This is a genomic window from Ensifer sp. CCNWLY38 (assembly GCF_037120565.1).
Classification (GTDB): Bacteria; Pseudomonadota; Alphaproteobacteria; order Rhizobiales; family Rhizobiaceae; genus Ensifer; species Ensifer adhaerens_H.
Map to the genome: position 1 here is coordinate 487,558 of NZ_JBBBBO010000001.1, position 20,844 is coordinate 508,401.

The 20,844-nt window shown below is 62.1% G+C and carries 18 protein-coding genes; 3 read left to right on the forward strand and 15 right to left on the reverse strand.

What is annotated here, in order from left to right:
* Positions 1 to 55 precede the first annotated feature (55 nt).
* The 4 genes from bglA to V7S54_RS02455 all read right to left on the reverse strand — a co-directional run bounded on the left by bglA (position 56) and on the right by V7S54_RS02455 (position 5,448).
* Positions 56 to 1,714: a beta-galactosidase BglA gene (gene bglA, locus V7S54_RS02440; protein WP_336408039.1), complete on the reverse strand. Its 1,659-nt coding sequence runs from the start codon at positions 1,712 to 1,714 to the stop codon at positions 56 to 58.
* Positions 1,715 to 1,736: 22 nt separating this feature from the next.
* Complete coding sequence (locus V7S54_RS02445) at positions 1,737 to 2,882, reverse strand: carbohydrate ABC transporter permease (RefSeq protein WP_065372794.1); 1,146 nt, start codon at positions 2,880 to 2,882, stop codon at positions 1,737 to 1,739.
* Position 2,883: 1 nt separating this feature from the next.
* The gene (locus V7S54_RS02450) at positions 2,884 to 3,897 is read right to left on the reverse strand and encodes a carbohydrate ABC transporter permease (protein WP_093231965.1); all 1,014 of its coding nucleotides are present in this window, start codon (positions 3,895 to 3,897) and stop codon (positions 2,884 to 2,886) included.
* Positions 3,898 to 4,089: 192 nt separating this feature from the next.
* Entirely contained in the window at positions 4,090 to 5,448 is a 1,359-nt protein-coding gene (locus V7S54_RS02455) for an ABC transporter substrate-binding protein (RefSeq protein WP_065372795.1), read from the reverse strand.
* A 292-nt stretch (positions 5,449 to 5,740) separates the two neighbouring features.
* Between V7S54_RS02455 and V7S54_RS02460 the strand changes: the two genes are divergently transcribed.
* Positions 5,741 to 6,772, forward strand: coding sequence for a LacI family DNA-binding transcriptional regulator (locus V7S54_RS02460; protein WP_065372796.1), 1,032 nt, complete (start codon positions 5,741 to 5,743; stop codon positions 6,770 to 6,772).
* A 48-nt stretch (positions 6,773 to 6,820) separates the two neighbouring features.
* Here the strand turns inward: V7S54_RS02460 and folD are convergent, their stop codons facing one another.
* A complete protein-coding gene (gene folD, locus V7S54_RS02465; protein ID WP_065372797.1) occupies positions 6,821 to 7,720 on the reverse strand; it encodes a bifunctional methylenetetrahydrofolate dehydrogenase/methenyltetrahydrofolate cyclohydrolase FolD in 900 nt (299 codons plus the stop codon).
* Positions 7,721 to 7,972: 252 nt separating this feature from the next.
* A complete protein-coding gene (locus V7S54_RS02470; protein WP_065372798.1) occupies positions 7,973 to 9,982 on the reverse strand; it encodes a GumC family protein in 2,010 nt (669 codons plus the stop codon).
* Positions 9,983 to 10,250: 268 nt separating this feature from the next.
* Between V7S54_RS02470 and V7S54_RS02475 the strand changes: the two genes are divergently transcribed.
* Complete coding sequence (locus tag V7S54_RS02475) at positions 10,251 to 11,516, forward strand: lipopolysaccharide biosynthesis protein (RefSeq protein ID WP_065372799.1); 1,266 nt, start codon at positions 10,251 to 10,253, stop codon at positions 11,514 to 11,516.
* A gap of 14 nt (positions 11,517 to 11,530) precedes the next feature.
* Here V7S54_RS02475 and V7S54_RS02480 read toward each other — a convergent pair whose 3' ends face one another.
* The 3 genes from V7S54_RS02480 to V7S54_RS02490 are packed head-to-tail and all read right to left on the reverse strand — an operon-like array spanning position 11,531 to position 14,471.
* Positions 11,531 to 12,424, reverse strand: a complete 894-nt coding sequence (locus V7S54_RS02480) for a DUF6492 family protein (protein ID WP_327077979.1) — start codon at positions 12,422 to 12,424, stop codon at positions 11,531 to 11,533.
* Positions 12,421 to 13,236, reverse strand: coding sequence for a WecB/TagA/CpsF family glycosyltransferase (locus V7S54_RS02485; protein WP_234792871.1), 816 nt, complete (start codon positions 13,234 to 13,236; stop codon positions 12,421 to 12,423). The genes V7S54_RS02480 and V7S54_RS02485 overlap by 4 nt, the downstream gene beginning before the upstream one ends.
* Entirely contained in the window at positions 13,233 to 14,471 is a 1,239-nt protein-coding gene (locus V7S54_RS02490; RefSeq protein ID WP_065372801.1) for a glycosyltransferase family 4 protein, read from the reverse strand. Before V7S54_RS02490 ends, V7S54_RS02485 begins: the two co-directional genes overlap by 4 nt.
* Positions 14,472 to 14,626: 155 nt before the next feature.
* Between V7S54_RS02490 and V7S54_RS02495 the strand changes: the two genes are divergently transcribed.
* A complete protein-coding gene (locus V7S54_RS02495; RefSeq protein WP_058325601.1) occupies positions 14,627 to 15,616 on the forward strand; it encodes a glycosyltransferase family 2 protein in 990 nt (329 codons plus the stop codon).
* Between the two features lie 128 nt (positions 15,617 to 15,744).
* Here the strand turns inward: V7S54_RS02495 and V7S54_RS02500 are convergent, their stop codons facing one another.
* The 6 genes from V7S54_RS02500 to flhA all read right to left on the reverse strand — a co-directional run bounded on the left by V7S54_RS02500 (position 15,745) and on the right by flhA (position 20,714).
* Positions 15,745 to 16,311, reverse strand: a complete 567-nt coding sequence (locus V7S54_RS02500; RefSeq protein ID WP_065372802.1) for a hypothetical protein — start codon at positions 16,309 to 16,311, stop codon at positions 15,745 to 15,747.
* Positions 16,311 to 16,679, reverse strand: coding sequence for a hypothetical protein (locus V7S54_RS02505; protein ID WP_058320491.1), 369 nt, complete (start codon positions 16,677 to 16,679; stop codon positions 16,311 to 16,313). The genes V7S54_RS02500 and V7S54_RS02505 overlap by 1 nt, the downstream gene beginning before the upstream one ends.
* A 126-nt stretch (positions 16,680 to 16,805) precedes the next feature.
* Positions 16,806 to 17,357, reverse strand: coding sequence for a rod-binding protein (locus V7S54_RS02510; protein WP_065372803.1), 552 nt, complete (start codon positions 17,355 to 17,357; stop codon positions 16,806 to 16,808).
* Between the two features lie 103 nt (positions 17,358 to 17,460).
* Complete coding sequence (locus V7S54_RS02515; RefSeq protein WP_065372804.1) at positions 17,461 to 17,874, reverse strand: hypothetical protein; 414 nt, start codon at positions 17,872 to 17,874, stop codon at positions 17,461 to 17,463.
* Between the two features lie 3 nt (positions 17,875 to 17,877).
* Positions 17,878 to 18,630 carry a flagellar biosynthetic protein FliR gene (gene fliR, locus V7S54_RS02520; RefSeq protein ID WP_065372805.1) on the reverse strand — a complete coding sequence of 251 codons (753 nt, stop codon included), beginning with the start codon at positions 18,628 to 18,630 and terminating at the stop codon, positions 17,878 to 17,880.
* A complete protein-coding gene (gene flhA / locus V7S54_RS02525; protein WP_065372806.1) occupies positions 18,627 to 20,714 on the reverse strand; it encodes a flagellar biosynthesis protein FlhA in 2,088 nt (695 codons plus the stop codon). The genes fliR and flhA overlap by 4 nt, the downstream gene beginning before the upstream one ends.
* Positions 20,715 to 20,844: the final 130 nt, after the last annotated feature.

Consider the following 20,844-nt stretch of genomic DNA (forward strand, 5'->3'; position numbering starts at 1 on the left):
CCCTCCCCTTCGGTTCTTCCCGTCAGTTCTTGCTCTCATCATTATTCAGCCGGCTTCACACCAACCGGGCGAAATACGCGCCCCAGGCCGGCAGGTTGACCGTTCTATCTTTCACTTCGGCTGCAAAGCCGTGCCCTTCAAGCGCGGCGACCGGTTCGTTCGGCAGCGTGGCCGCAGCCGGCGTACCGCTCACGTTGAACAGGCAGAAAAGCTTCTCGTTGCCATAGCTGCGCACGAAGCCGAGCACCTGTCCATCCGTGTTCAGGAACTCGATCTCGCCCTTGGCAAAAGCCGGATGCGCCTTGCGGAAATGCAGGAAGCGGCGGTAGTGCTCGAGGACGGATGCGTCATCACCCTGCTGCGCCGATACGGCACGCTCCAGGTGCTCTGCCGGCACGGGAAGCCAGGGCTTCGCGTTGCCGAAGCCGCCATTGACCGCGGCACCATCCCAGACCATCGGCGTGCGGCAGCCATCGCGGCCCTTGAAGTCGGGCCAGAACTGGATGCCGTAGGGATCCTTCAGGTCCTCATAGGCAAGCTCGGCTTCGCTCAGTGCCAGTTCCTCGCCCTGATAGATGCAAACCGAGCCGCGCAGCGACATCAAGAGGCTCGCAAGCAGCTTCGCATGCGCGTCGCGATCGGCAACGCCAGCGCCCCAACGGCTGACATGACGCACGACGTCGTGGTTGGAGAAGGCCCAGCAGACCCAGCCCTCGGGTGCTGCCTTCTGGAAATTCGTGAGAACCTCGGCGACGGTCGCCGGTGTCAGCGGATCGGGCGCCAGGAACTCGAAGGCATAGCACATCTGCATCTTGTCGCCGCCGGAGGTGTATTCGCCGGCGATCTCCAGGCCGCGCTGGCTGTCGCCGACCTCGCCAACGGCGGCGATCGCCGGAAACTCGTCCATGACGGCGCGGAACCGCTTCAGGAATGCGAGGTTCTCCGGCTGGTTCTTGTCGTAGAGATGTTCCTGATAGTTGTACGGGTTGACCGCCGGTGCGGTCTGGGCGTTGCGGCGTTCCGGCGCCAGCGCCGGATTGTCGCGCAGATGCTTATCGTGGAAGTAGAAGTTGATGGTGTCGAGGCGGAAGCCGTCGACGCCGCGCTCCAGCCAGAAGCGCTCGACACCGAGCAGCGCATCCTGCACTTCCGGATTGTGCAGGTTGAGATCCGGCTGCGAGGTCAGGAAGTTGTGCAGGTAATATTGCAGGCGCGTCGGATCCCAGGCCCAGGCCGAGCCGCCGAAGATCGACAGCCAGTTGTTGGGCGGGGTGCCATCCGGCTTGGAGTCGGCCCAGACGTACCAATCGGCCTTGGCATTGGTCCGGCTCGAGCGGCTTTCGACGAACCAGGGATGCTGATCCGACGTGTGCGAGAGAACGAGGTCGATCATCACGCGGATGCCGAGGCGGTGCGCTTGCGCGATCACGGCGTCGAAATCGGCAAGGCCGCCGAAGATCTGGTCGACATCGGTATAGTTCGAGACGTCGTAACCGAAGTCCTTCATCGGTGAGGTGAAGAACGGCGAAATCCAGATTGCGTCGGCTCCAAGGGCGGCGATATGCGGCAGCCGGGCAACGATGCCCTTGAGGTCGCCGATGCCGTCGCCATTGGAATCCTGGTAGGAGCGCGGGTAGATCTGGTAAATCACCGCGCCGCGCCACCAGTCCCGATCTGGCTGCAAAGTGGAAGTGCTCATTTCGGTCATGCTCATTTTCTCTGGAGGTCCTTGATAATCAGCCGCCCTTGACCGAGCCCGCCAGCAGACCGCGCACAAGATAGCGCTGCAGGCTGAAGAAGACGATCAGCGGAACGATGATGGTAATGAAGGCGGAAGCCGTCAGGATTTCCCAGTTGCCGCCTCGGGAACCGAGCAGGTTGACGAGCCGGCCGGTCAGAACCAGTTCGTCGGGCCCCGCCCCCAGAAACACGATCGCCACCAGCAGGTCGTTCCAGGTCCACAGGAACTGGAAGATCGCAAAGGAGGCGAGCGCCGGGAAGGACAGCGGCAGGATGATCTTAACGAAGATATCGAAATCGCTGGCGCCGTCGACGCGGGCGGATTCCATGATTTCGCGCGGCAGGCCGGCCATGTAGTTGCGAAGCAGATAGATCGCCAGCGGCAGGCCGAACCCGGTATGGGCCAGCCAGATGCCGACATAGGTCTTGGCCGGCACGCCCAGGATCGTGCCAACGCCGTTGTAGAGCTTCAGCAGCGGGATCAGCGACATCTGCAGCGGCACGACGAGAAGACCGACGACCACGGCGATCAGGATCGCCCGGCCGGGGAACGGCATCCAGGCAAGCGCATAGGCGGCGAAGGCCGCGATCATGATCGGGATGATCGTCGCGGGTACGGCAACCGTGAGCGAATTGATGAAGGAGCGGCCGATGCCCTCAGCGCTTAACACCTCGACATAGTTGTCGAAGGTAAAGCGCGGCGGCGAAGACGCGGTGACGAAGACGCGCTGGCCGCGCGAACCTTCCATCTTCTTGTCGGAAACGATCTCGAAATTGCCGTCGGCCTGAACGGTCAGCTTTTCGCCGTCGTTGAGTTCGGCGGTTTCGCCGGCCTTGAACGCAGTCGGCTCGCGGCTGTTAAAGCCGAAGGCGGAGATTTGGCCCGGCTGACCTTCGAGCAGGTTGCCGGAGATCACGAACTTGCCTTCGCGCTCGACCTGGCTTTCTGGGCCTGGCGCCCGGACGACGGTGTTTTGCGACGAGGTCGAAAGTGCGGTCCACCAGCCGGAAACGGCGAGCTGATCCTTGTCGCGCAGAGACGAGATCAACAGGCCGGCGGTCGGCAACGTCCAGAGCGCGACGATCATAAGGACCGAGAGGTGGACGACCCACATGAGGGGTGAGCGTGTCGCTGGATTCATCTCAGTGCCCCTTCATTTCCTTGGCCGCATTGCGGATGTTCCAGACCATGATCGGAATGACGAGGATCATGATGACGACGGCGATCGCCGCACCGCGGCCAAAGTCGCCGCCCCCGCGGAACATCCAGTCGAACATCAGGTTGGCGAGCACCTGGCTCTGCCATTGGCCGTTGGTCATCGCCAGCACGATGTCGAAGACCTTCAGCACGAGAATGGTGATGGTCGTCCAGACGACGGCGATCGTGCCCCAGATCTGCGGCACCATGATCTTGAAGAAGATCTGCCAGCCATTGGCGCCGTCGATGACAGCGGCTTCGATCGTTTCCTCAGGGATGCCGCGAAGGGCAGCGGACAGGATGACCATCGCAAAGCCCGTCTGGATCCAGACGAGGATCGCCATCAGGAAGAAATTGTTCCAGAACGGCAGCGTGATCCAGGCCTGCGGCGCGCCGCCGAAGGCGACGACGATGGCGTTCAGGAGGCCGATCTGCTCTGCGCCTTCGGGGCGGAAGTCATAGATGAACTTCCAGATGACCGCGGCACCGACGAACGAGATCGCCATCGGCATGAAGATCAGCGTCTTGGCGATGTTGCCCCACCAGATGCGGTCGGTGAGTGCTGCGATGACCAGGCCGAAGAAGGTCGCGAGCGCCGGAACGACCAGCAGCCAGAGGAAATTATTGTAGATCGACTGGCGGAACTCACCGTCGTTGACCATCCAGGCATAGTTGCTGACGCCGACGAAGTTCTGTCCGGCGCGATCATGGACGCTGTACCAGAGCGACATGAAGACGGGATAGATAAGATACACTGTCAGCGCAAGGAGCGCCGGTCCCAGAAACAACCACGGACGGATGGCGTTGGTGATACGCAGATTTCTTGACGCGACGGCACCTGATTTTCCCTTCGACGGGAACATCAGGTCGAGAATGAAACTGGTTCCCCAGAAATAGGCGGCGCAGCCGATGACCCCGCCCAACATGAACCCTGCAGCCTTCAAAAGCTGAAACAACATGACATGTCCCTCCCCCTCGGTGCACGGTCGCGTGCAGGGCTGGCGATTGTCGCCGTTCTCATTGGGGTGCGCTGCTTCTCATAGACGAAGGCGGGAAGCGAACGGAAAACCGCATACACTTTTCCTCTGCCCGCCTCTGCAGCGAACCCGGATCCGCAACGGGCGGCATCGCCGCCGCCCGTCATCCGGTTCTTACTTGATGGCGTCCCACGCCTTCTGCACGCCATCGGCGACATCTGCCGACGACTTGCCGCCGACGAAATCGACCATGCCGGTCCAGAACGCGCCCGCGCCAATCTTGCCCGGCATCAGGTCGGAACCGTCGAAGCGGAAGGTGGTGGCGTTGAGCAGGATCTCGCCCTGCTTCTTCAGCGGCGGGTTGCCGTAGGTATCGACGTTGACGCTCTTGTACGGCGTGAGGAAGCTCGTCTGCGCCATCCAGACTTCGTGGGCGATCGGCGTCTTCAGGAACTCGATGAAGGCGCGCGCAGCCGGCGTATCCTTGGTGATCATCGCCAGCGTGCCGGCGCCGAGAACCGGATTGCCAAGCTCCTTCTTGCTCTCGTAGGGCGGCATGTAGAAGAAGTCGGCGTCCTCGCCGATCTTGGTGCCCTCAGGGAAGAAGGATGGGATGAACGACGCCTGGTGGTGCAGGTAGCACTTCGGCGGCGAGGCAAAGAGGCCCTTCGGGCTGTCGCGGAAGTCGGTGGAGGCAACGGCTGCAGCGCCGCCATCGACGAACTTGTCGTTCTTGGCAAACCAGCCGAACTCATCGATCGCACCGACGACAGCCGGATCGGTGAAGGGAATCTCGTTCTTGACCCACTTGTCGTAGACGTCTGCCGGCTGGGTGCGCAGCATCATGTCTTCCACCCAGTCGGTCGCCGGCCAGCCGGTCGCGCCGCCCGAGCCGAGGCCGATGCACCATGGCTTGCCGCCGTCAGCGGCGATCTTCTCGGTCAGCGCCTTCAGCTCTTCCATGGTCTTCGGCACTTCGTAGCCGGCGTCCTCGAAGTTTTCGGGCGAGTACCAGACGAGCGACTTCACGTCGATCTTGTAGGGAAATGCATAGAGCGCGGCATTACCGTCCTTGCCCTTGTAGGTCGAAAGATCGACCCAGGACTGGCCGGCGGCGTAGTTGTCGAGCAGCCACTTCTGGGTGTCGTCGCCGAGCGGCGTCAGGTAACCCTTGGAGGCGAGATCGCCGATCAGACCCGGCTGCGGGAGGACCGAGATTTCGGCCGGGCTGCCGGCCTGGGTGTCGATGACGATCTGCTGCTCATAGTTTTCCGAGGACGAATATTTGATCTCGGCGCCCGTCGCTTCGGTGAAGTAGGCATAGACGCTCTTGAACAGCGCCTCGTCCTCGCCGCGCCAGGGGCCGAAGATCGTCAGCGTCTGGCCCTTGAGGTCGTGGCCCTTCTTGAACTCCTCGAAGCTCGCCCAGTTGAACTTCGAATCCTCGCCCGGCTTGAACTTGAGGTCCGCGGCGCCGGCGGCACCTGCCAACAGGGCAAACGCTGCCGCGCCCAACAGCAATGATCTCTTCACGTTCTTCTCCTCCCAAAGATGAACCCGGATCCCGCCGGGCAGACGATAATGCGCAAAAATTCAAAGCGCTTTGAGTTCGCTAACAAACCATTGCGACACGCGAGGAGTCAAGAGATTTCCCATCCCTGTCCTCAATGCGACGAATTTGTGCTTTGCGGTAACGTTTTGCACCGCGCAATGGTTGAATTCCGCTTTGTTGCTCGAAAAACGGATGCTACACCAACCCGAGGCGCTGGGACCAAACACCAAAAATCATACGGATATCCAAAGCGCTTTGGGAGGAATCCTGACCATGGCGGTCAATCTCAAGCAACTTGCGGAACTGCTCGGCCTGTCCCAGACAACGGTCAGCCGCGCATTGAACGGCTATCCGGAAGTCAATGCCGAGACCCGTCAGCGCGTGCTGCAGGCCGTGCGCGAGACCGGCTACAGGCCGAACCGCGCCGCCCAGCGATTGGCCACCGGCAGAGCCTTCTCCATCGGCATGGTCATGCCGATCGCGCCCGGTATCGATTCCGATGTGCACTTCGGCGAGTTCCTGGCGGGGCTTGCGGAAGAAGCGGTCAAGCATGATTTCCACTTCGTGCTCAATCCGAGTGCGCCGGAGGACGAGGAAGTGACGTTCCGGCGGCTGGCAGCCAGCGGCAATGTCGATGCGCTGTTCCTTGCCTATATGCGCGCCAACGACCCGCGCATTGCCATGCTGAAGTCGCTATCGATCCCGTTTCTCGTCCACGGGCGCTCGATCGGCGAAAGCCGCGACTACCCCTTCCTCGACATCGACAACACCAGTGCCTTCTACGATGCGGCGCGACTTCTCATTCAACTCGGGCATCAACGGATCGCGCTGATCAATGGCCCGGACTATCTGACTTTTTCCATCCGCCGCCAGAAGGGAATGCTCAGGGCGCTTACCGAACACGGCCTCACGCTCGACGAGGCTCTGGTCGAACATTCGCTGATGACCGACGAGCACGGCTACCGCAGCATGCAGCGCTTCCTGCAGCATGCGCAGCCGCCGACCGCGGTGCTCTGCTCCAGTACGGTGCTGGCGCTCGGCGCGGTCCGGGCGATCAACCAGGCGGGCTTGAAAATCGGCGAGGACATCTCGCTGATCGCCCATGACGACGTGCTGCCGATGCTGAAACCTGAGAATTTCAGCGTGCCGCTGACGACGACACGCTCGTCGCTCAGGGCGGCCGGAGCCCGGATCGCCACACGGCTGATCGGCGGAATCCTGAAACGTGGCGACTATCCGGAACAGGAACTCTGGCGCGCTGAGCTCATCGTGCGCGCCTCGACCGGGCCCGCCCCGCAAAAATGAAAACGCGCCGCAATCACGACGCGTCTCGTCATTCCATGTGAGCAGGAACTAGAAGCGCGGCGGCTTGCGGCCGGCCTTGCGATGGGCGGCAATCACGGTGTTGGCCATCAGCATGGCGATGGTCATCGGACCGACGCCGCCCGGCACTGGGGTAATCACGCTTGCGACCTCGGCGGCCTCGGCAAAGGCGACGTCGCCAACCAGCTTGGATTTGCCCTCGCCCTTTTCCGGCGCCGGCACGCGGTTGATGCCGACATCGATCACCGTCGCGCCGGGCTTCACCCAGTCGGCCTTCACCATCTCTGGGCGGCCAACGGCGGCAACGAGGATATCCGCATTGCGGCAGACGGCGGCCAAGTCCTTGGTGCGCGAATGCGCCGTCGTCACGGTCGCATTGGCAGCGAGCAGCAGCGCCGACATCGGCTTGCCGAAGAGGTTCGAACGGCCGATGACGACAGCGTTCAGCCCCGAGAGATCATCGCCGTGGGTCTGGTGCACGAAGACCATTGCGCCGGCCGGCGTGCAGGAGACGAGGCCGCCTTCGAGATCGCCCGTCGCGAGCTTGCCGGCATTGACGATATGCAGGCCGTCGACGTCCTTTTCCGGCAGGATCGACTGGATGATCGGCTCGGAGTTCAGGTGCTTCGGCAGCGGCAGTTGCACGAGGATGCCGTGAATGGCGGCATCCGCATTGAGTTCCGCGACCAGCGCAGCGAGCTCTTCCTGCGTGGTTGCCTCCGGCAGGGTGTGCTGGATCGACAGGAAGCCGCACTCCTTGGCCATCTTGCTCTTCGAGGAAACATAGGCGTGGCTTGCCGGATCGTCGCCGACGATCACGACCGCAAGGCCCGCGCGCACACCGGCATCCGTTTCGAGCGCCTTGGTCGCGGCCTTCACAGTCTCGATGACCGAAGCGGCGACTTTCTTGCCATCAATCACAGTCGTCACGGCATGTTCCTCCTGGCTTCCTGTTCACGCGGCACACTCTAATTCGCCCGGGGAAAGGCGATGGCCTCAAAGCGCCCTATGCTGTTCCAAACGCATAAATGCAAGAGGCGGCGGCGAGGTTGGCGGATGTTTCGTTCCACCGCGCGGTATTTCCTTTCACGGGTGAGAGGAGAGACGGCTTCGCTCAAAATCATGAGAGAGCGATCGCAACGTCGCACAGTCGGGGAATAGAGCCCACCCGTCGGCGATGGCCTAGCCGCGTGCCAGCTTTTGAAGGGAGTAGTGTTCGACGCGGGTTCTCAGCGCTCGAAGATCTTCCTGGACCTTGGCGATTTCGGTATCGTTCTCCGCTTCCGCGTATGGTGGCGTGCGCCGGACCGTAGCCCCTTCAGCTTCGCCACGACGCGCAGCGGCGTAGGCGGCTGTCAGCGATTGAGCATGATGCGCCGCAGGGCTGAACGGCGGCGGTAGATCGGACTTGGCAGGAGTGGGATCGGCCTGCGGCTGCGAGCGCTGCGGGGGTTTGGGATCATCCTCCGGTTCCGGTGGTTCCGGATCCTGATCGCGCTGCGGCTCTGCACCAGGGCCGGCAAATAAACCGTGCATGCTGCGGTAGATGCCCAGCAAAACGCCGAGGCCGAAGCCGGCGAAGAAGCCGGCCATGGTGGCGGCAATCACGATGATCTTGCGGGAGGGGCCTTTTGCCTGCAGCGCCGGCTCGGCCTTGGAGATCACCCGGATGTTCTTGGCCGTCAGCTTTTCCTCTTCGCGCGTTTCGCCGGCGCGCTTCAGGAAGGATTCGTAAATTTCGCGGGTTGCCGCGGCTTTCCGCTGCAGCTCACGCAGTTCGACGAATTCGGCGGACGAATCGATCTGCCGCGCCTTCTGCACCGCAAGCTGCTGCAGCAGGTCCTGCTCCGTGCGCTGGGCGCGATCAAGCTCGGTCCCGGCCGCGGCCGCAATGCGGCGCAGTTCGTTGCCGATTTCGGAGCGCGAGGCCTCCAGCGCCTGCTGGGTGGCGATCCGTTGCGGGTGCCGTGGTCCGAGGCTCGCGTCAAGCGCGCTCAGTTGCGCCCTGGTCGCGGCAAATTGCTTGCGCAGTTCGGACAGCGCCAGCGAGCTGATTTCCTCCGGATAGGCCCCGGTCAAAACGTCGTTCAGCTGCACCTTGCCGGAGGCTTCCGCTTTCGCTTTTGCTTCGGCGATGCGGTTGCGGGCGGCGGCCACTTGGTCGCTGAGGCTCAGGAGCTGCTTGTCGGCGATCAGCTCGCCGCCGGCGCCGACGATGTCGTAGCTCGCTTTATAGTCCTCGACCGCCTTCTCGGCCGCATCGAGCTCGGCTTTCAATTCCTTGATGCGGACGTCGAGCGCCACCGTTGTTTTCTGGAAGAAGCCGGATTGCGCTGCGGTTTCTTCACCGAGAAAAGTTTCGACCAGCCGGTTGGTGATGAGCGCAGATTTCTCCGGGTCGCGCGTCTGCGCCTCGACCGTGACGATGAAGGTCTTCGGGTCGCGCCAGACCTGGATAGCCTCGCTCAGCTTCTTCAGCATACGGGCGGACGCGTCGCCGCCGGCCTTGCCTGCAAATTCCGGATCCTTCTCGAGGTCGAGGCCGGTTGCAACCTTCTCCATGACGATGCGCGAGCGCAGCACTTCAAGCTGGCTGTCGACGAGCGCGAGAATGCCTTCGGTCGCCAGCGATTGTTTCGACAGATCGGAATCCGTCAGCCGCACCTCACGCGGATCGATGTAGAGCTTGCTTTCGGAGACGTAGACGCTGGGTGTGGAGAGCGCGAGCAGTATGCCGCCCACGGCACCGAGCGCGGTCGTCGCAACAATGATCTTGCGCAGTTGCCAGACGGAGCGCAGGACGGTCTTGATGTCGACGAGAGGACGGTCACCGGGTGCGTCAGCGGCGGGCGCGGCTGCCGCCTGGGCATCGTCCCGGCTATCGGCCAACCATTGTACCAGCCTGCCGCCCATGCCGCCCAGGGCGCGACGATGCTTGGCCGCTCCACTCGCTCCCTTCGAGGCTTTCTCGCCGATTGTCGCTTGCGCTGCCGAACGGGTCGCCTCGCGAGCGCCGGACTGGCCCGTCGGGCCTTCGGCTGCGGACAGGCGATTGAGCAGAGGAGAATTCGCCACGGAAGCGCCGGCCGCACGGGGCTTTTGCGCGCGCGCGGAACCGCGCGTGTCCTCGGCTACGAAATCGAGCAACGATGCACGCGGAACCGGGCGTTTCTCGTCGTCGATGTTGAACATGACTGATCCCGCGGCTGCCGAGACGGCGAATTCCGAATAGTGAAGCCAAGCTAAGGAAACATGGAAAACAAATGGTTAATTTCTGTGGATCGGCACACGCAAACGGGGTCAATCTCACGCCTTATTAAGCTTTCCCGCCTATGACGGAAGGCAGCAAAGCAGCTCCAGCAAAATGCGACACGCGCCTTGCGCTCGGAACTCAGCATAAACAAAGAGATAGAGCGCTTCTAACGGCCGTGCCGGGAGACGCGCTATTGGAACGTCGGCCGTGCCTCATCGCGTCAAAGCGCTTTATCTCCGCCACCAGGCGCTGATCCACGCCTACCTCTCCATGACCGGAGGTTCGGCCGGGCGGCTTGTGCTGTCGCTCGTCTACTTCATCGCCGTCGCGAACACGCTTGTCATCGCCGATTTTGGTCTCTTTGCCACAGCGTCAGCCGCCGGCATCATGATCTCGCGCGTGCTTGCCTTCGGTTTCATGTCGCCGCTCTACCGGGTCGCCACCGTAAAGCCCCTGCTGGTCGGGACCTACAGCGCCGGCTTCCTGGTGGGTGCGGTGCTCTCGCTGCCGCTGATCGCGATCATCTGCGCCATCACCTTCCTCGCCCTTTTTTCCCGGGACATGACGGCGAGCGCCTTTTCTGCCTTCATGCTGGCGGAAATCATCTGCTGGCGCGGACTGGAAACCGCGGTCATCGTGCTGAACGGCCTTGGCCGTTTCGGGCGCGCGGCGCTGCTCGTGGTGATCGGTACCGCGATCCGCACCGGTGCTGCCTTGCTCTTCACTCTCCTATCCTGGAAGACGCTTGAGGCCTGGTCCTATTTCTACCTGGCTGCGAATGCGCTTGGCCTCGCCGTGGCGCTCTTGTGGTTCTACCCTCGCGTCCGGCTGCGCTGGAAGCCCAGGCTCTATTTCCGGCGCTGGTCGGATTCCGTCTCCGTCGCCGGTGCCGAGGTGCTGTTCTACATCCAGTCGGAATTCGACAAGATCGCCGTGCTTGCCATCGGCGGTCCGGCGGTTTCCGGCGTTTATGCCATCCTGATGCGGCTTGCAGACCTGACGGCGCTTCCGGTGCGGTCGTTCAACACCCTGCTCGTCCAGCGCATCATGCGCACGCCCGAGGCGATCGCGCGCTGGCGGATCAGGTTGTCGATCGAACTCCTGGTGGCGCTGGCTTCGCTTGCAGCCATCGCGGCCATGGCTCTCTATCTCTGGATCTTCCCGAACGGCCTCGGCCGCAACGTCTCGGCCGCTGCTCCGATCATCGCGATGATCCTTCTCGTTCCGTCGTTCCGCAACCTGATCGAGTATCACTCCGAGCTGCTCTATGCGACGGGCCGGACGGTGCGGCGCATGCTCAACCTGATGATTGCCGGCGTGGTCAAGGTGGCTCTGCTGGTGCTGTTGCTGCGGACAACGACAGATGTTGCCGCATGGGCGCCGTCGCTCAACGCGATCTTCTTCGCGCTCTACGCCCTCTCCTTCGTTCTGACCTACACGGCGCTCAGGAAGCCCGCTGAACGGGTCATCTGACGCCGGTCGAACCTTCAGGCGGCGAGTTCGACGACCGCCCGACGGATGTCGTCGAGGTCGTGCCCGACGAAAGATTGAACGCCGATGCCGATCTGGTGCGGCTCCATATCCTTCAGGAAGTCCCTGAGACCTGAGAGGTCCTGCCGGTAGCTGTCCTCGAACCAGAGCACGTGACAGAGCGCGGCATCGGAGGGCACATGCCCCTCCCCGCCGAGCACTTCATCGACGTAGCGGCCATAGATCGTGCATTCGGAGAAGGCGCGGGTCCGCGTGATCGCCCGCACCCAATTGCGGCCGTGCTGCGCCTCGATATGGTCGAGCAGCTTTCGGCACGTGTCCGTGCGCCAGGTGATCAGCGTATTGATGTAGTCATTGGCCGGCAGGTTATAGGGGCCGATGCCGAGAAGGCGATCGGAATGGGCGAGCCATTCGAGATGGTTGGAGCGCATATGCGCGTCGATCGCGCCATCCTTGCGGTAGAGCGTCAGCCGGTCCGCCTGCCAGAGGCTGGCGGGATCGAAGGCGCGCAGGAAGACGACATCGGAGTCGACCGCAAACATTGCCGCCTCGTCGATATGCCGCGCGAGCGCCAGGCGCCGAAGCTGCTGCGCATGCCAGCCACGCAACGGCAGACCGAAGGGGCTGAGCCACACTTTCCTGCGTCCGGCGGATAGTGGATCCGTAACCGGATGCAGCCACCAGGGCAAAAGATCGCCCTCGCTGACGACCACCCGTCGCGCCCCTTCGAGTTGCCGGAAGAGCGTCACGTCAAAATCGGCGACCAGCAGATAGTGCTTCCAATCGCCCTGAAGCTTGCGGTCCATGCTTTCGCACATGAGCCGGCAACGCTCGAAATCGTTCGCATAGGACGCTGTGACAACCGCAGTGCGCATGGTCTGACCGTTCACGATGTCCCCGTCCGAAGGCTGGTGTCGGCGATCGTTTCGCGCGAGCGTCCCGACAGTTTGTGCCAGAGGACATGGCACAGGAAAAGCGGGTTTCCGAGAACGTAGCGGCGCCACATGCGCCGCGGTTCCATCGCCAGACGGAAGAACCACTCCAACCGCAGCCGGCGCAGGAATTTCGGCGCCCGCGGAAACTCCTCCGCGACGAAGTCGAAGAGCGCGCCGACGGAAATGACAAGGCGAGCATCCTGAGGGCCGACATGGGCATCGACCCATTTCTCCTGGCCCGGACTACCCATCGCGACCAGGAGGATATCGGCCTTCAACGCACGGACTTCAGCGAGAATCTCCCTAGATCGCTCCCGATCGAAGAAACCATCGGAAACCGGCAGGAACTCGTGCCACGGCGCATGCGCCTGAAAATTCTCGGCGGCACGCGCGAGTACCTTCGGCCGCGCGCCGATCATGGCGATGCGCAGCGGCCTTTCGACATAGGTCAGCAGTGACGGCACGAAGTCCGTGCCATTCAGATTGGCTGGAAACATGCGCCCGTAAAAAAGATAGGAAGCGATATCGACGCCGTGCCCATCCGGAAAGACAACCTGGCGCGCCAGCGCTGCACGATATTCGCCGTCGCGCATCATCAGGTTGGCGTTATTGGCATTGAGGAAGGCAAGGACCGTTTGCCCGCCTGGCCGCGAAAGGGCTTCTGCAGCAAAGGCGAACGCCTTCGCCCAGCCGAGATCGACGACCGGCATTCCGAGGATCAGACGCCGCGACAGGGAAGCGTTGTTTGTGGCAACGATTTTCGTCACGATCGTCCCCCTTCATGAACCGTCAAGTCCGGCGGCAGCGACGGCCCGTCCGCAGCGCTCGCAGGCGCAAGGCCCGCCAGCTCATTGCGCATCACCCGCATCAGCCGCACTTTCTGGGCACGGTGGAAGGCCGAGCCGTCGAGACGCTGACGATCGCCGGCCCGCACCTTGGCAACCTTGTCGACCAAGAGGCGCGCGAATTCCGCGGGATCATCGGCCGCGGAGCAATTGTCGGGAATAGCATCGATGCCACGCAACGACGCCTGCGTCGCGACGCAGGGCATGCCGAGTTCGAAAGTCTCGAGGCTCTTCAGCTGCACGCCGGTGCCGCCACGGCTGATGAGCGGGACGACCGCGCTTTCGGTGACGAAGGCGCGCGCGTCCGGCACCCTGCCGACGAAGCGGACACCGGGATGGGAGACCGTCGGCACGCCATCCATCTGACCGGCGATCGCGATCGTCATATCCTCTGGCAGATGCGGAACGACCTCGGCGAGGAACCAGTCGAGGCCCAGCCTGTTCGGCCGCCAGCTCCATGTGCCGATCAGGCCGAGATCGTGCTGGAGGTCTTGATCAGGTTCGCCGTTCGGGGCCGCCGGCGCGTCCCAACCCGTTACCAGCGGCAGAACGAAGGCACGCTCACTGACAGCGCGGCCGAAACCGAAGCGATCTGCCTCGGCAAAAGTCCAGACGGCGACGGCGTTCTGCGCCAGGTGCTGCTCGTAATGTTCGAGATATTGCGCTTCGCGCCGGAAGAGAAAGCGCTCGATGGTGCCCTTTGCCCGCTCGGCACTCTCGAAGGCGGAATCCGCCTCGACATTGTGGGCGACATAGACCGACGGATAGGGTCGGAAGACCTGCGCGAAGGCGGCCGGCAATTGCACCGAATTGAGCACCAACCCATCGAATGGGGCAAGGCTGTCGAGGATCGACTGGATCCGGCTTGCCGATACCGTAAGCATCTTGCCGGATGAAACCGACGTGCGGTTAAGGAACGCGGTTGCGAGCCAGCGCAGTTTCCGAAGCGTGCCGACCTTGGCATTGGTAACCTCGAGCTCGCCGAGGAGGTGCATTTCGCCGTCGAGCGCGGGTGTTTGTCCCGGCTGGAGAAAACCGATGACGCTGACCCGGTGACCGAGCGCACGAAGGCCGTCGAGAACAGCCCGGTTGGCGATGTCGAATCCGGACGCCGGATTGGCGACGGGGACGAGTGAGGAAACCAGGACCAGATGCATTTTGCCACACGTCATGAATGGAGCTGGGCACTTCTTTAACAGTATGAGGTGAAAGAGCGCTTAAAGCCCCCTTTCAAAATCTGCCGTCCGGGTTCAGCATCTGTTTAGGAAGATTTGTTGTATTGCACATCAATTTTGCTTGCACAGGTTTCGCCATGACGTCGACCGGCCAGGACATTTCCGTCTACTTCCGGACAGAGCTGGAAGACGCCGGCGACATCGAACTCGTCGTCGTGCTGCCGACGTTTCGCCGGCCCGAACACGTCGTCAAGTCGCTGAAAACCATTGTTTCCCAGAGGCCCGACGTCTCCTTCGCCACCGTCGTCGTGGAGAACGACGATGAAGGACTGGCCGGCGCTCAGGCCGCCAAGGACTTTTTCCTCGGCCATCCCTCCGAATCGATCGTCATCGTCGCGCATCAGCGTGGCAACTGCCATGCCTACAATGCCGGCTGGTCGATGGCGCTCGAAACCTATCCGAACCTCAAGGCGATCGCGATCATCGATGACGACGAGGTCGCGGCACCCGAGTGGCTCGATTGCCTCATCACGGTACAGGAAACGACGGGCGCCGACATGGTCGGCGGGCCGCAGCTCCCGGTCTTCGAGGGCGACGGCGGGCAGAAGTGGAAGCGCCACCCGGTTTTCACGCCCCACTATGACACGACCGGACCGGTGCCGATCCTCTATTCCTCCGGCAACGTGCTTGTTACCCGGCCGGTGCTCGACATGATGCCGCGGCCGTTCCTGGACCCGGCATTCAATTTCATCGGCGGCGGCGATGCGGATTTCTACAGCCGCAGCAAGGAACAGGGCTTCTGCTTCGCCTGGGCGGCGGATGCCTGGGTCGCCGAAACCGTGCCGGCGCGCCGCACAAGCGCATCCTGGATCCGGGCGCGCAGCCTGCGCAATGGCGCGATCTCGACGATGCTCGAGCATCGACGCGACCCAAGTTTCGGCGGGCGGATGCGGACCTTCGGCAAATCGCTGGCGCTGCTCGGCGCTTCGATCCCACGCGGCATCGAACTCTGGAGCAAGAGCGGGCTGGCAAGCGCCGGGCTCTATCATTTCTATGTGGCGATCGGCCGGTTGATGGCCGAATTTGGCCTCGTCAACGAACAGTACCGTACGCCGGAGAAAAACTGACGGCAGTCGCGCTCGCAGGAGCGCTTCCACGAAAAGCCTGCAGCGGCCTCCGCCCGGAATTCCCCGACGTCAAAAATGAAATGGTCGAGGTCGGAAAGCGAGCGGACAAAGCGCTCGCGTTTCTCCGGTCAATGCGAGCTGCTTGCCTTGACCGCGCCTTCCGGCAGCTTGTCGCTGGCGACATGGCCATTCTTGTCGACGATCGGAACCGGCTTCTGCCGCGGCACGTTCTGGCTGTTGGCGACGCGCTTGACGTCGTCCTTGGTGAGGTATTCGAGCTGCTCGACGAGAACCTCCGTGATCACCTCTTCGCCGAGTTTCTTGTTCAGGCCATCCTTCACCGTGGTCTTGAAGGTTGGCAGATCGAAGGTGCCGGTATCGGCAAGGTCGATGAACGTCGAGCCGACGAGCAGATCGTAAAGCACGTCGGTGACCATCTGCCGGAGCGGAGCACGGAGATTGTTGATCCCCTCCTTGGTCGCAGAGAAGGAAAGCTTCGTGAGGAAATAGCCCTGCACCGAGCCTTCCTTGATCACCGGAATGGTGATCATCTCACCGGGAACATACTGCTCCGATGCGCGACGAGCGGCTTCGCCGTCCGTGACGACGGGCGCCGAAGCGCTTTGCATCGAGAAATAGACTGATCCGAGCGTGACCGCGCAGACCCAGACCCCGGTGAGAATGAGCTTCAGCATCAGAAATCGCTATAGCGGAACTGCGCTTCGGAATAGATGCCGTCCGCATCGGCATCCTGTGCAGCCGTCTTCAGGAGATCGACGACGGAGCGAACCGCTTCGAGATGCGCTTCCACCTTCTGCGAGTTGATCGCCAGCTTGTCGCGCAGATGACGAGCATGCGACGAGAAGGTCGACGACGTCTCTCCCGGCAACATGTCGCGATGCAACATCGTCAGTTCGTAGAGGCAACGGCTCTTGTGCGCGTTCGACGTCTTGATGTCGAATTCCGGGTCGAGACCGATGCGGCTGTTCTCGTTGTCGAGGATCATTTCCAGTCGCCCGAGCACGTTCTGGATCCGGACGTCATTGGATGCCACAGCTTCCATGAATCAACTCCCAATTAGATCACGATAATTTTGGATCGGATCGACCCGAAATCATCAACGTGATCGATTCCAATGAATTAGAGCGGGATGCGGGCGGAGAACCGCATACACTTTCCCCATTCCGCTCTAGGCTTGCTTGTTCTTGTCGTCTTCGGGCGTAAAGCCGGTCAGCGTCTTGCGCTCGTATTCCTGCACGAGGCTTGCGGCGAGGTTTCGGCTATTGCCATCGAGCGAGGCCTGGACCCGATCGGTCGCACTGCCGCTCGCCAGCTGATCGGCGATGCCGATGCCGCCGCTCTTCGACAGCACGTCGCCGATCTGCTCGGCCATCATGCTCTTCCAGATATCACCTGCGTTCCCTTTGCCGAACACGTTCTCGCTATCGGTCGGCAACATCGACTTCACGAAGTTCTGCAGCACCATGGCCTCGAACTTGCGATAGGTTTCAGGGATCTTCTTCTGCTCGACACGGTTGTTGATGTCGCCGAGCCCGGTCGAGCCTTCGGAAGAATTGAGGATGTTGACGGCGGCGGTGAAACCGTTGCCGTTTTCCGCAAGGCTCGTCGCCTTGAAGGCCGCGCGATTGGCCGTCAGCCGCGCCTGCGCTTCCTGCACTTCGGTCGGGTCGGCGGCGCGCACGACATCCATCACCAGATCGCTGGGCGGAGAGATGGCCATGACGAATCCTCTCAAAATCGAGCCTGCATCGACCAAGGGCGATGCACAAAGGCAATAGTCGGACCGGCATCGCTCCACCGTCGGAGCATCCCCGGATGTCGTACTATCGCCCGTCAACCTTACCGGAAGCTGGCGCCTGCCCGGTAACGTGTTGATCGATCAGGTCATAGATGGAGTTGTCGGCTTCCTCGCGCTCCTCGGACTGGCGCGCTTCCTTCATGTTTTCCTCGAGCCGGTCGGCCTTTGCCCGCTCCCTCAGCATCCGCGCTTCATGGGTCTGCTGGATGCCGTGCAACATCTGGTCCTTCTGCACCAGACGCCCGACTTGCGAGGAATAGTGGCCGGAGAACATACGGTGCATCGGATGGGCCGAACCCATGGCATCGACGACCACGTCGATCGTCTCGGCCAAGGCCTCGCGCTGCCGTACCATCTCGACATAGTCGGCCTCGGCCATCTGCTCGAGATGGCGCTGGACGGCCACCAGGCGCTTGAGCTTCTGCGAACGCGTCTTCATTCGCTATCCTCCCTGCATGACCGGCGCGAAACCGTCGCCGAACAGGCGCAGCATTGCGGCTATGCCGAGATAGAGCAGGAACATGCCGCCCATGATCAGATAGGGCTGCGAAATGAAGTAGATCGGGATCTGCGGGGCGAGCTTGTTGACCATGCCGATCGCTACGTTGAAAAGCAGGCCGTAGATGACGAAGGGGCTCGCGAGCCGCAGCATGATCATGAAGGTCTGCGCCAGCGAGTCCGTGAGCGTGATCAGCACGCCCTGCGGATCGAAGGCCGTACCGATGGGCATGGCGCGATAGGATTGCACGATCGCCTCGATCATCACGTGATGGAAATCGAGCATGAAGAGCACCATCAACCCGGCGAAGCTGATGAGGCTGGTCAATTGGTTTTCCGGCGTGTCTTCAATCACATCCGACGAGGGCGGGGAGCTGAAGCCCATCAACATGGTGATCGCCGTGCCGGCAAACTGCAGCCCGAGCACATAGTAGCGGGCGACGAGACCCATGACCACGCCGACGGCCGTCTCGGCGGCGATCAGATAGATATAGGTATGCCCCTTGCCCGTCACCTCAGGATAGATGTCCGTCCACATAACCGGCAGGATCGCCATGGACACCGCGACCGCGATGAACAGCCGGACCTGCATTGGAACGCGGGCAGAAGAAAACCCGGGCATGATCATGATGCAGCCACCGATCCGGCAAAAGGCCGCGAACAGCGCAAGCACCGAGCCCTCCGGGTCGGTGATCATGAAACTGAGCCGATGATCTTGATCTCGAGGCCCTTGGCAAGCTCGACATGCGAGAGCACGGGCAAAGTGGCAAAGAGACGCTCGATGATCATGCGAACATAAGAGCGGGATTCGGGCGAACTTACCAGTACGAAGGGCATGCCGCGATCGAGATGTTCACGGATAACTTTGGTCGCCTGTTCGCTGAATTCTTCCAGATGGCGCGGGTCGATGTCGAACTCGACAACTTCGCCCTTGGCGTCGCGCTTCAGCGCCTGATGGAAGACCATATCCCACTTGTTGCCGAGCCGCAGCACGCGCAGGACGCCGTTGTCGGCAAGGTCGCCGCAGAGCTGCTGCGACATGCGCACGCGCACATGCTCGACGATCTGTTCGGTCTTGCGCACATGCGGCGCAAGTTCGGCAACCGCTTCCAGGATCAGGTGCAGGTTGCGGATCGAAACGCGCTCGGCAAGCAGTAGCTTCAACACGGCCTGCAGGCCGGAATAGGACATGTGCGAGGTGCAGATCTCGTCGGCGAGCTTGCGGTATTCCGGATCGAGCCGTTCGATCAGCACCTTCACGTCCTTGTAGGAAAGCAGGTGCGGCAGGTTGTTGCGAATGACCTCGCTCAAATGCGTCAGCACCACCGAGACGTTGTCGATTGGGTGGAAGCCTTCGCGCTTCAGGTCTTCGGTGAAGGTTTCGAGGATAGAAACCGCCGGCATGCCGAAGGCGGGTTCGCGGATCTCGTCACCCGGCACGCTCGGCCGGCGGCCGCCGCCTGTCACCACCAGCACCTCGCCGACACGCACAGTGTTCGAGGCGATCGTCGTACCGTGGATGCGGATATGGTAGGCCTTGTCCGGAATGCTGATGTCGTCGGACACTTTGATTTCCGGAATGACCAAACCGTATTGCCCAGCGAACTTGCGGCGCATCTTGCCGACGCGGAAGGCGAGTTCCTGGTGGGCGCCGAGCAGGCGCGTCGAGACCTGTTTGCCGAGGAGAAGCTCGATCTCGGCGGTCTTCAGCACCGATTTGACGGAATCCGCCTCGCCTTCCTTGGTCTGCTGGACCTTGGCAGCTTCCTCGGCGCGGCGGGCCGCATTGGCCGCTTCGATCTGGCGCGGCACGAGCCAGCTCAGAAACGCCATGCCGCCGCCGAGAACGGCGAAGGGTAGGAACGGCAGGCCGGGGACGACCGCCAGGAGAATGATCAGACCGGAGGCGACCATCAGCGCCTTCGGATAGCCACCGAGCTGGCCGACGACGGCCTGATCGGTCGAACCCGAAGTACCACCGCGCGACACAAGCAGGCCCGCGGCGAGCGAGACGATCAGCGCCGGGATCTGCGAAACGAGACCGTCACCGACCGAGAGCTTGACGAAGACGTCGGCCGCTTCTCCGATCGGCATGCCGTGGCGGAGATAGCCGATGATGATGCCGCCGAAGATGTTGATCGCGGTGATGATGAGGCCGGCGATCGCATCGCCGCGCACGAATTTCGAGGCACCGTCCATCGAACCGTAGAAGGAGCTTTCCTCTTCGAGTTCGCGGCGGCGGCGCTGGGCCTCCTTTTCGTCGATCAGGCCGGCCGAGAGGTCGGCGTCGATCGACATCTGCTTGCCTGGGATCGCATCGAGGGTGAAGCGCGCGCCAACTTCGGCGATACGCGTCGCACCCTTGGTGATGACGATGAAATTCACGGTGATCAGGATCAGGAAGACGATCAGACCGATAACGAAATCGCCGGACATAACGAGGCTGGCAAAGCCCGAGATGACGCCACCGGCAGCACCATGACCTTCATGGCCATGCGAAAGGATAACGCGGGTCGTGGCGATGTTCAGCGCCAGACGCACCATCGTCGAGATCAGCAGAATCGTCGGGAATGAGGAGAACTCGAGCGGGCGCTGGATCCACAGCGAGACCATCAGAATCAGCACCGAAAAGGCGATCGAGAAGGCCAGTCCCATGTCGATCAGGAACGGTGGAATGGGCAGGAAGAGGATCGACAGGATCATCACGATCCCGAGCGCGAAGCCGACGTCGCGGCCCTTCGGTGCCGCTTTCGGGATGATCAGCGCTGCTTGTTGTGCCATGTCTCTTCCGTCTCATCATGAGAACAAGGCAGCATTCACACGCGCTGCCCCACTATAAAGACGGGGATAACGGTCCAAGCTTGTGCGAGGGTTTCACGGCCGCACGTGCAGATCGCCCCGCACTGCGAGC

What these genes read in the sequence shown, in the direction of transcription:
- fliR (WP_065372805.1), bottom strand. Translation starts at nt 18,630, where the DNA reads ATGATCACCGACCCGGAGGGCTCGGTGCTTGCGCTGTTCGCGGCCTTT.
- V7S54_RS02470 (WP_065372798.1), bottom strand. Translation starts at nt 9,982, where the DNA reads ATGTTCAACATCGACGACGAGAAACGCCCGGTTCCGCGTGCATCGTTG.
- V7S54_RS02510 (WP_065372803.1), bottom strand. Translation starts at nt 17,357, where the DNA reads ATGGCCATCTCTCCGCCCAGCGATCTGGTGATGGATGTCGTGCGCGCC.
- V7S54_RS02500 (WP_065372802.1), bottom strand. Translation starts at nt 16,311, where the DNA reads ATGCTGAAGCTCATTCTCACCGGGGTCTGGGTCTGCGCGGTCACGCTC.
- V7S54_RS02460 (WP_065372796.1), top strand. Translation starts at nt 5,741, where the DNA reads ATGGCGGTCAATCTCAAGCAACTTGCGGAACTGCTCGGCCTGTCCCAG.
- V7S54_RS02495 (WP_058325601.1), top strand. Translation starts at nt 14,627, where the DNA reads ATGACGTCGACCGGCCAGGACATTTCCGTCTACTTCCGGACAGAGCTG.
- V7S54_RS02505 (WP_058320491.1), bottom strand. Translation starts at nt 16,679, where the DNA reads ATGGAAGCTGTGGCATCCAATGACGTCCGGATCCAGAACGTGCTCGGG.
- flhA (WP_065372806.1), bottom strand. Translation starts at nt 20,714, where the DNA reads ATGGCACAACAAGCAGCGCTGATCATCCCGAAAGCGGCACCGAAGGGC.
- V7S54_RS02515 (WP_065372804.1), bottom strand. Translation starts at nt 17,874, where the DNA reads ATGAAGACGCGTTCGCAGAAGCTCAAGCGCCTGGTGGCCGTCCAGCGC.
- V7S54_RS02490 (WP_065372801.1), bottom strand. Translation starts at nt 14,471, where the DNA reads ATGCATCTGGTCCTGGTTTCCTCACTCGTCCCCGTCGCCAATCCGGCG.
- bglA (WP_336408039.1), bottom strand. Translation starts at nt 1,714, where the DNA reads ATGAGCATGACCGAAATGAGCACTTCCACTTTGCAGCCAGATCGGGAC.
- V7S54_RS02445 (WP_065372794.1), bottom strand. Translation starts at nt 2,882, where the DNA reads ATGAATCCAGCGACACGCTCACCCCTCATGTGGGTCGTCCACCTCTCG.
- V7S54_RS02450 (WP_093231965.1), bottom strand. Translation starts at nt 3,897, where the DNA reads ATGTTGTTTCAGCTTTTGAAGGCTGCAGGGTTCATGTTGGGCGGGGTC.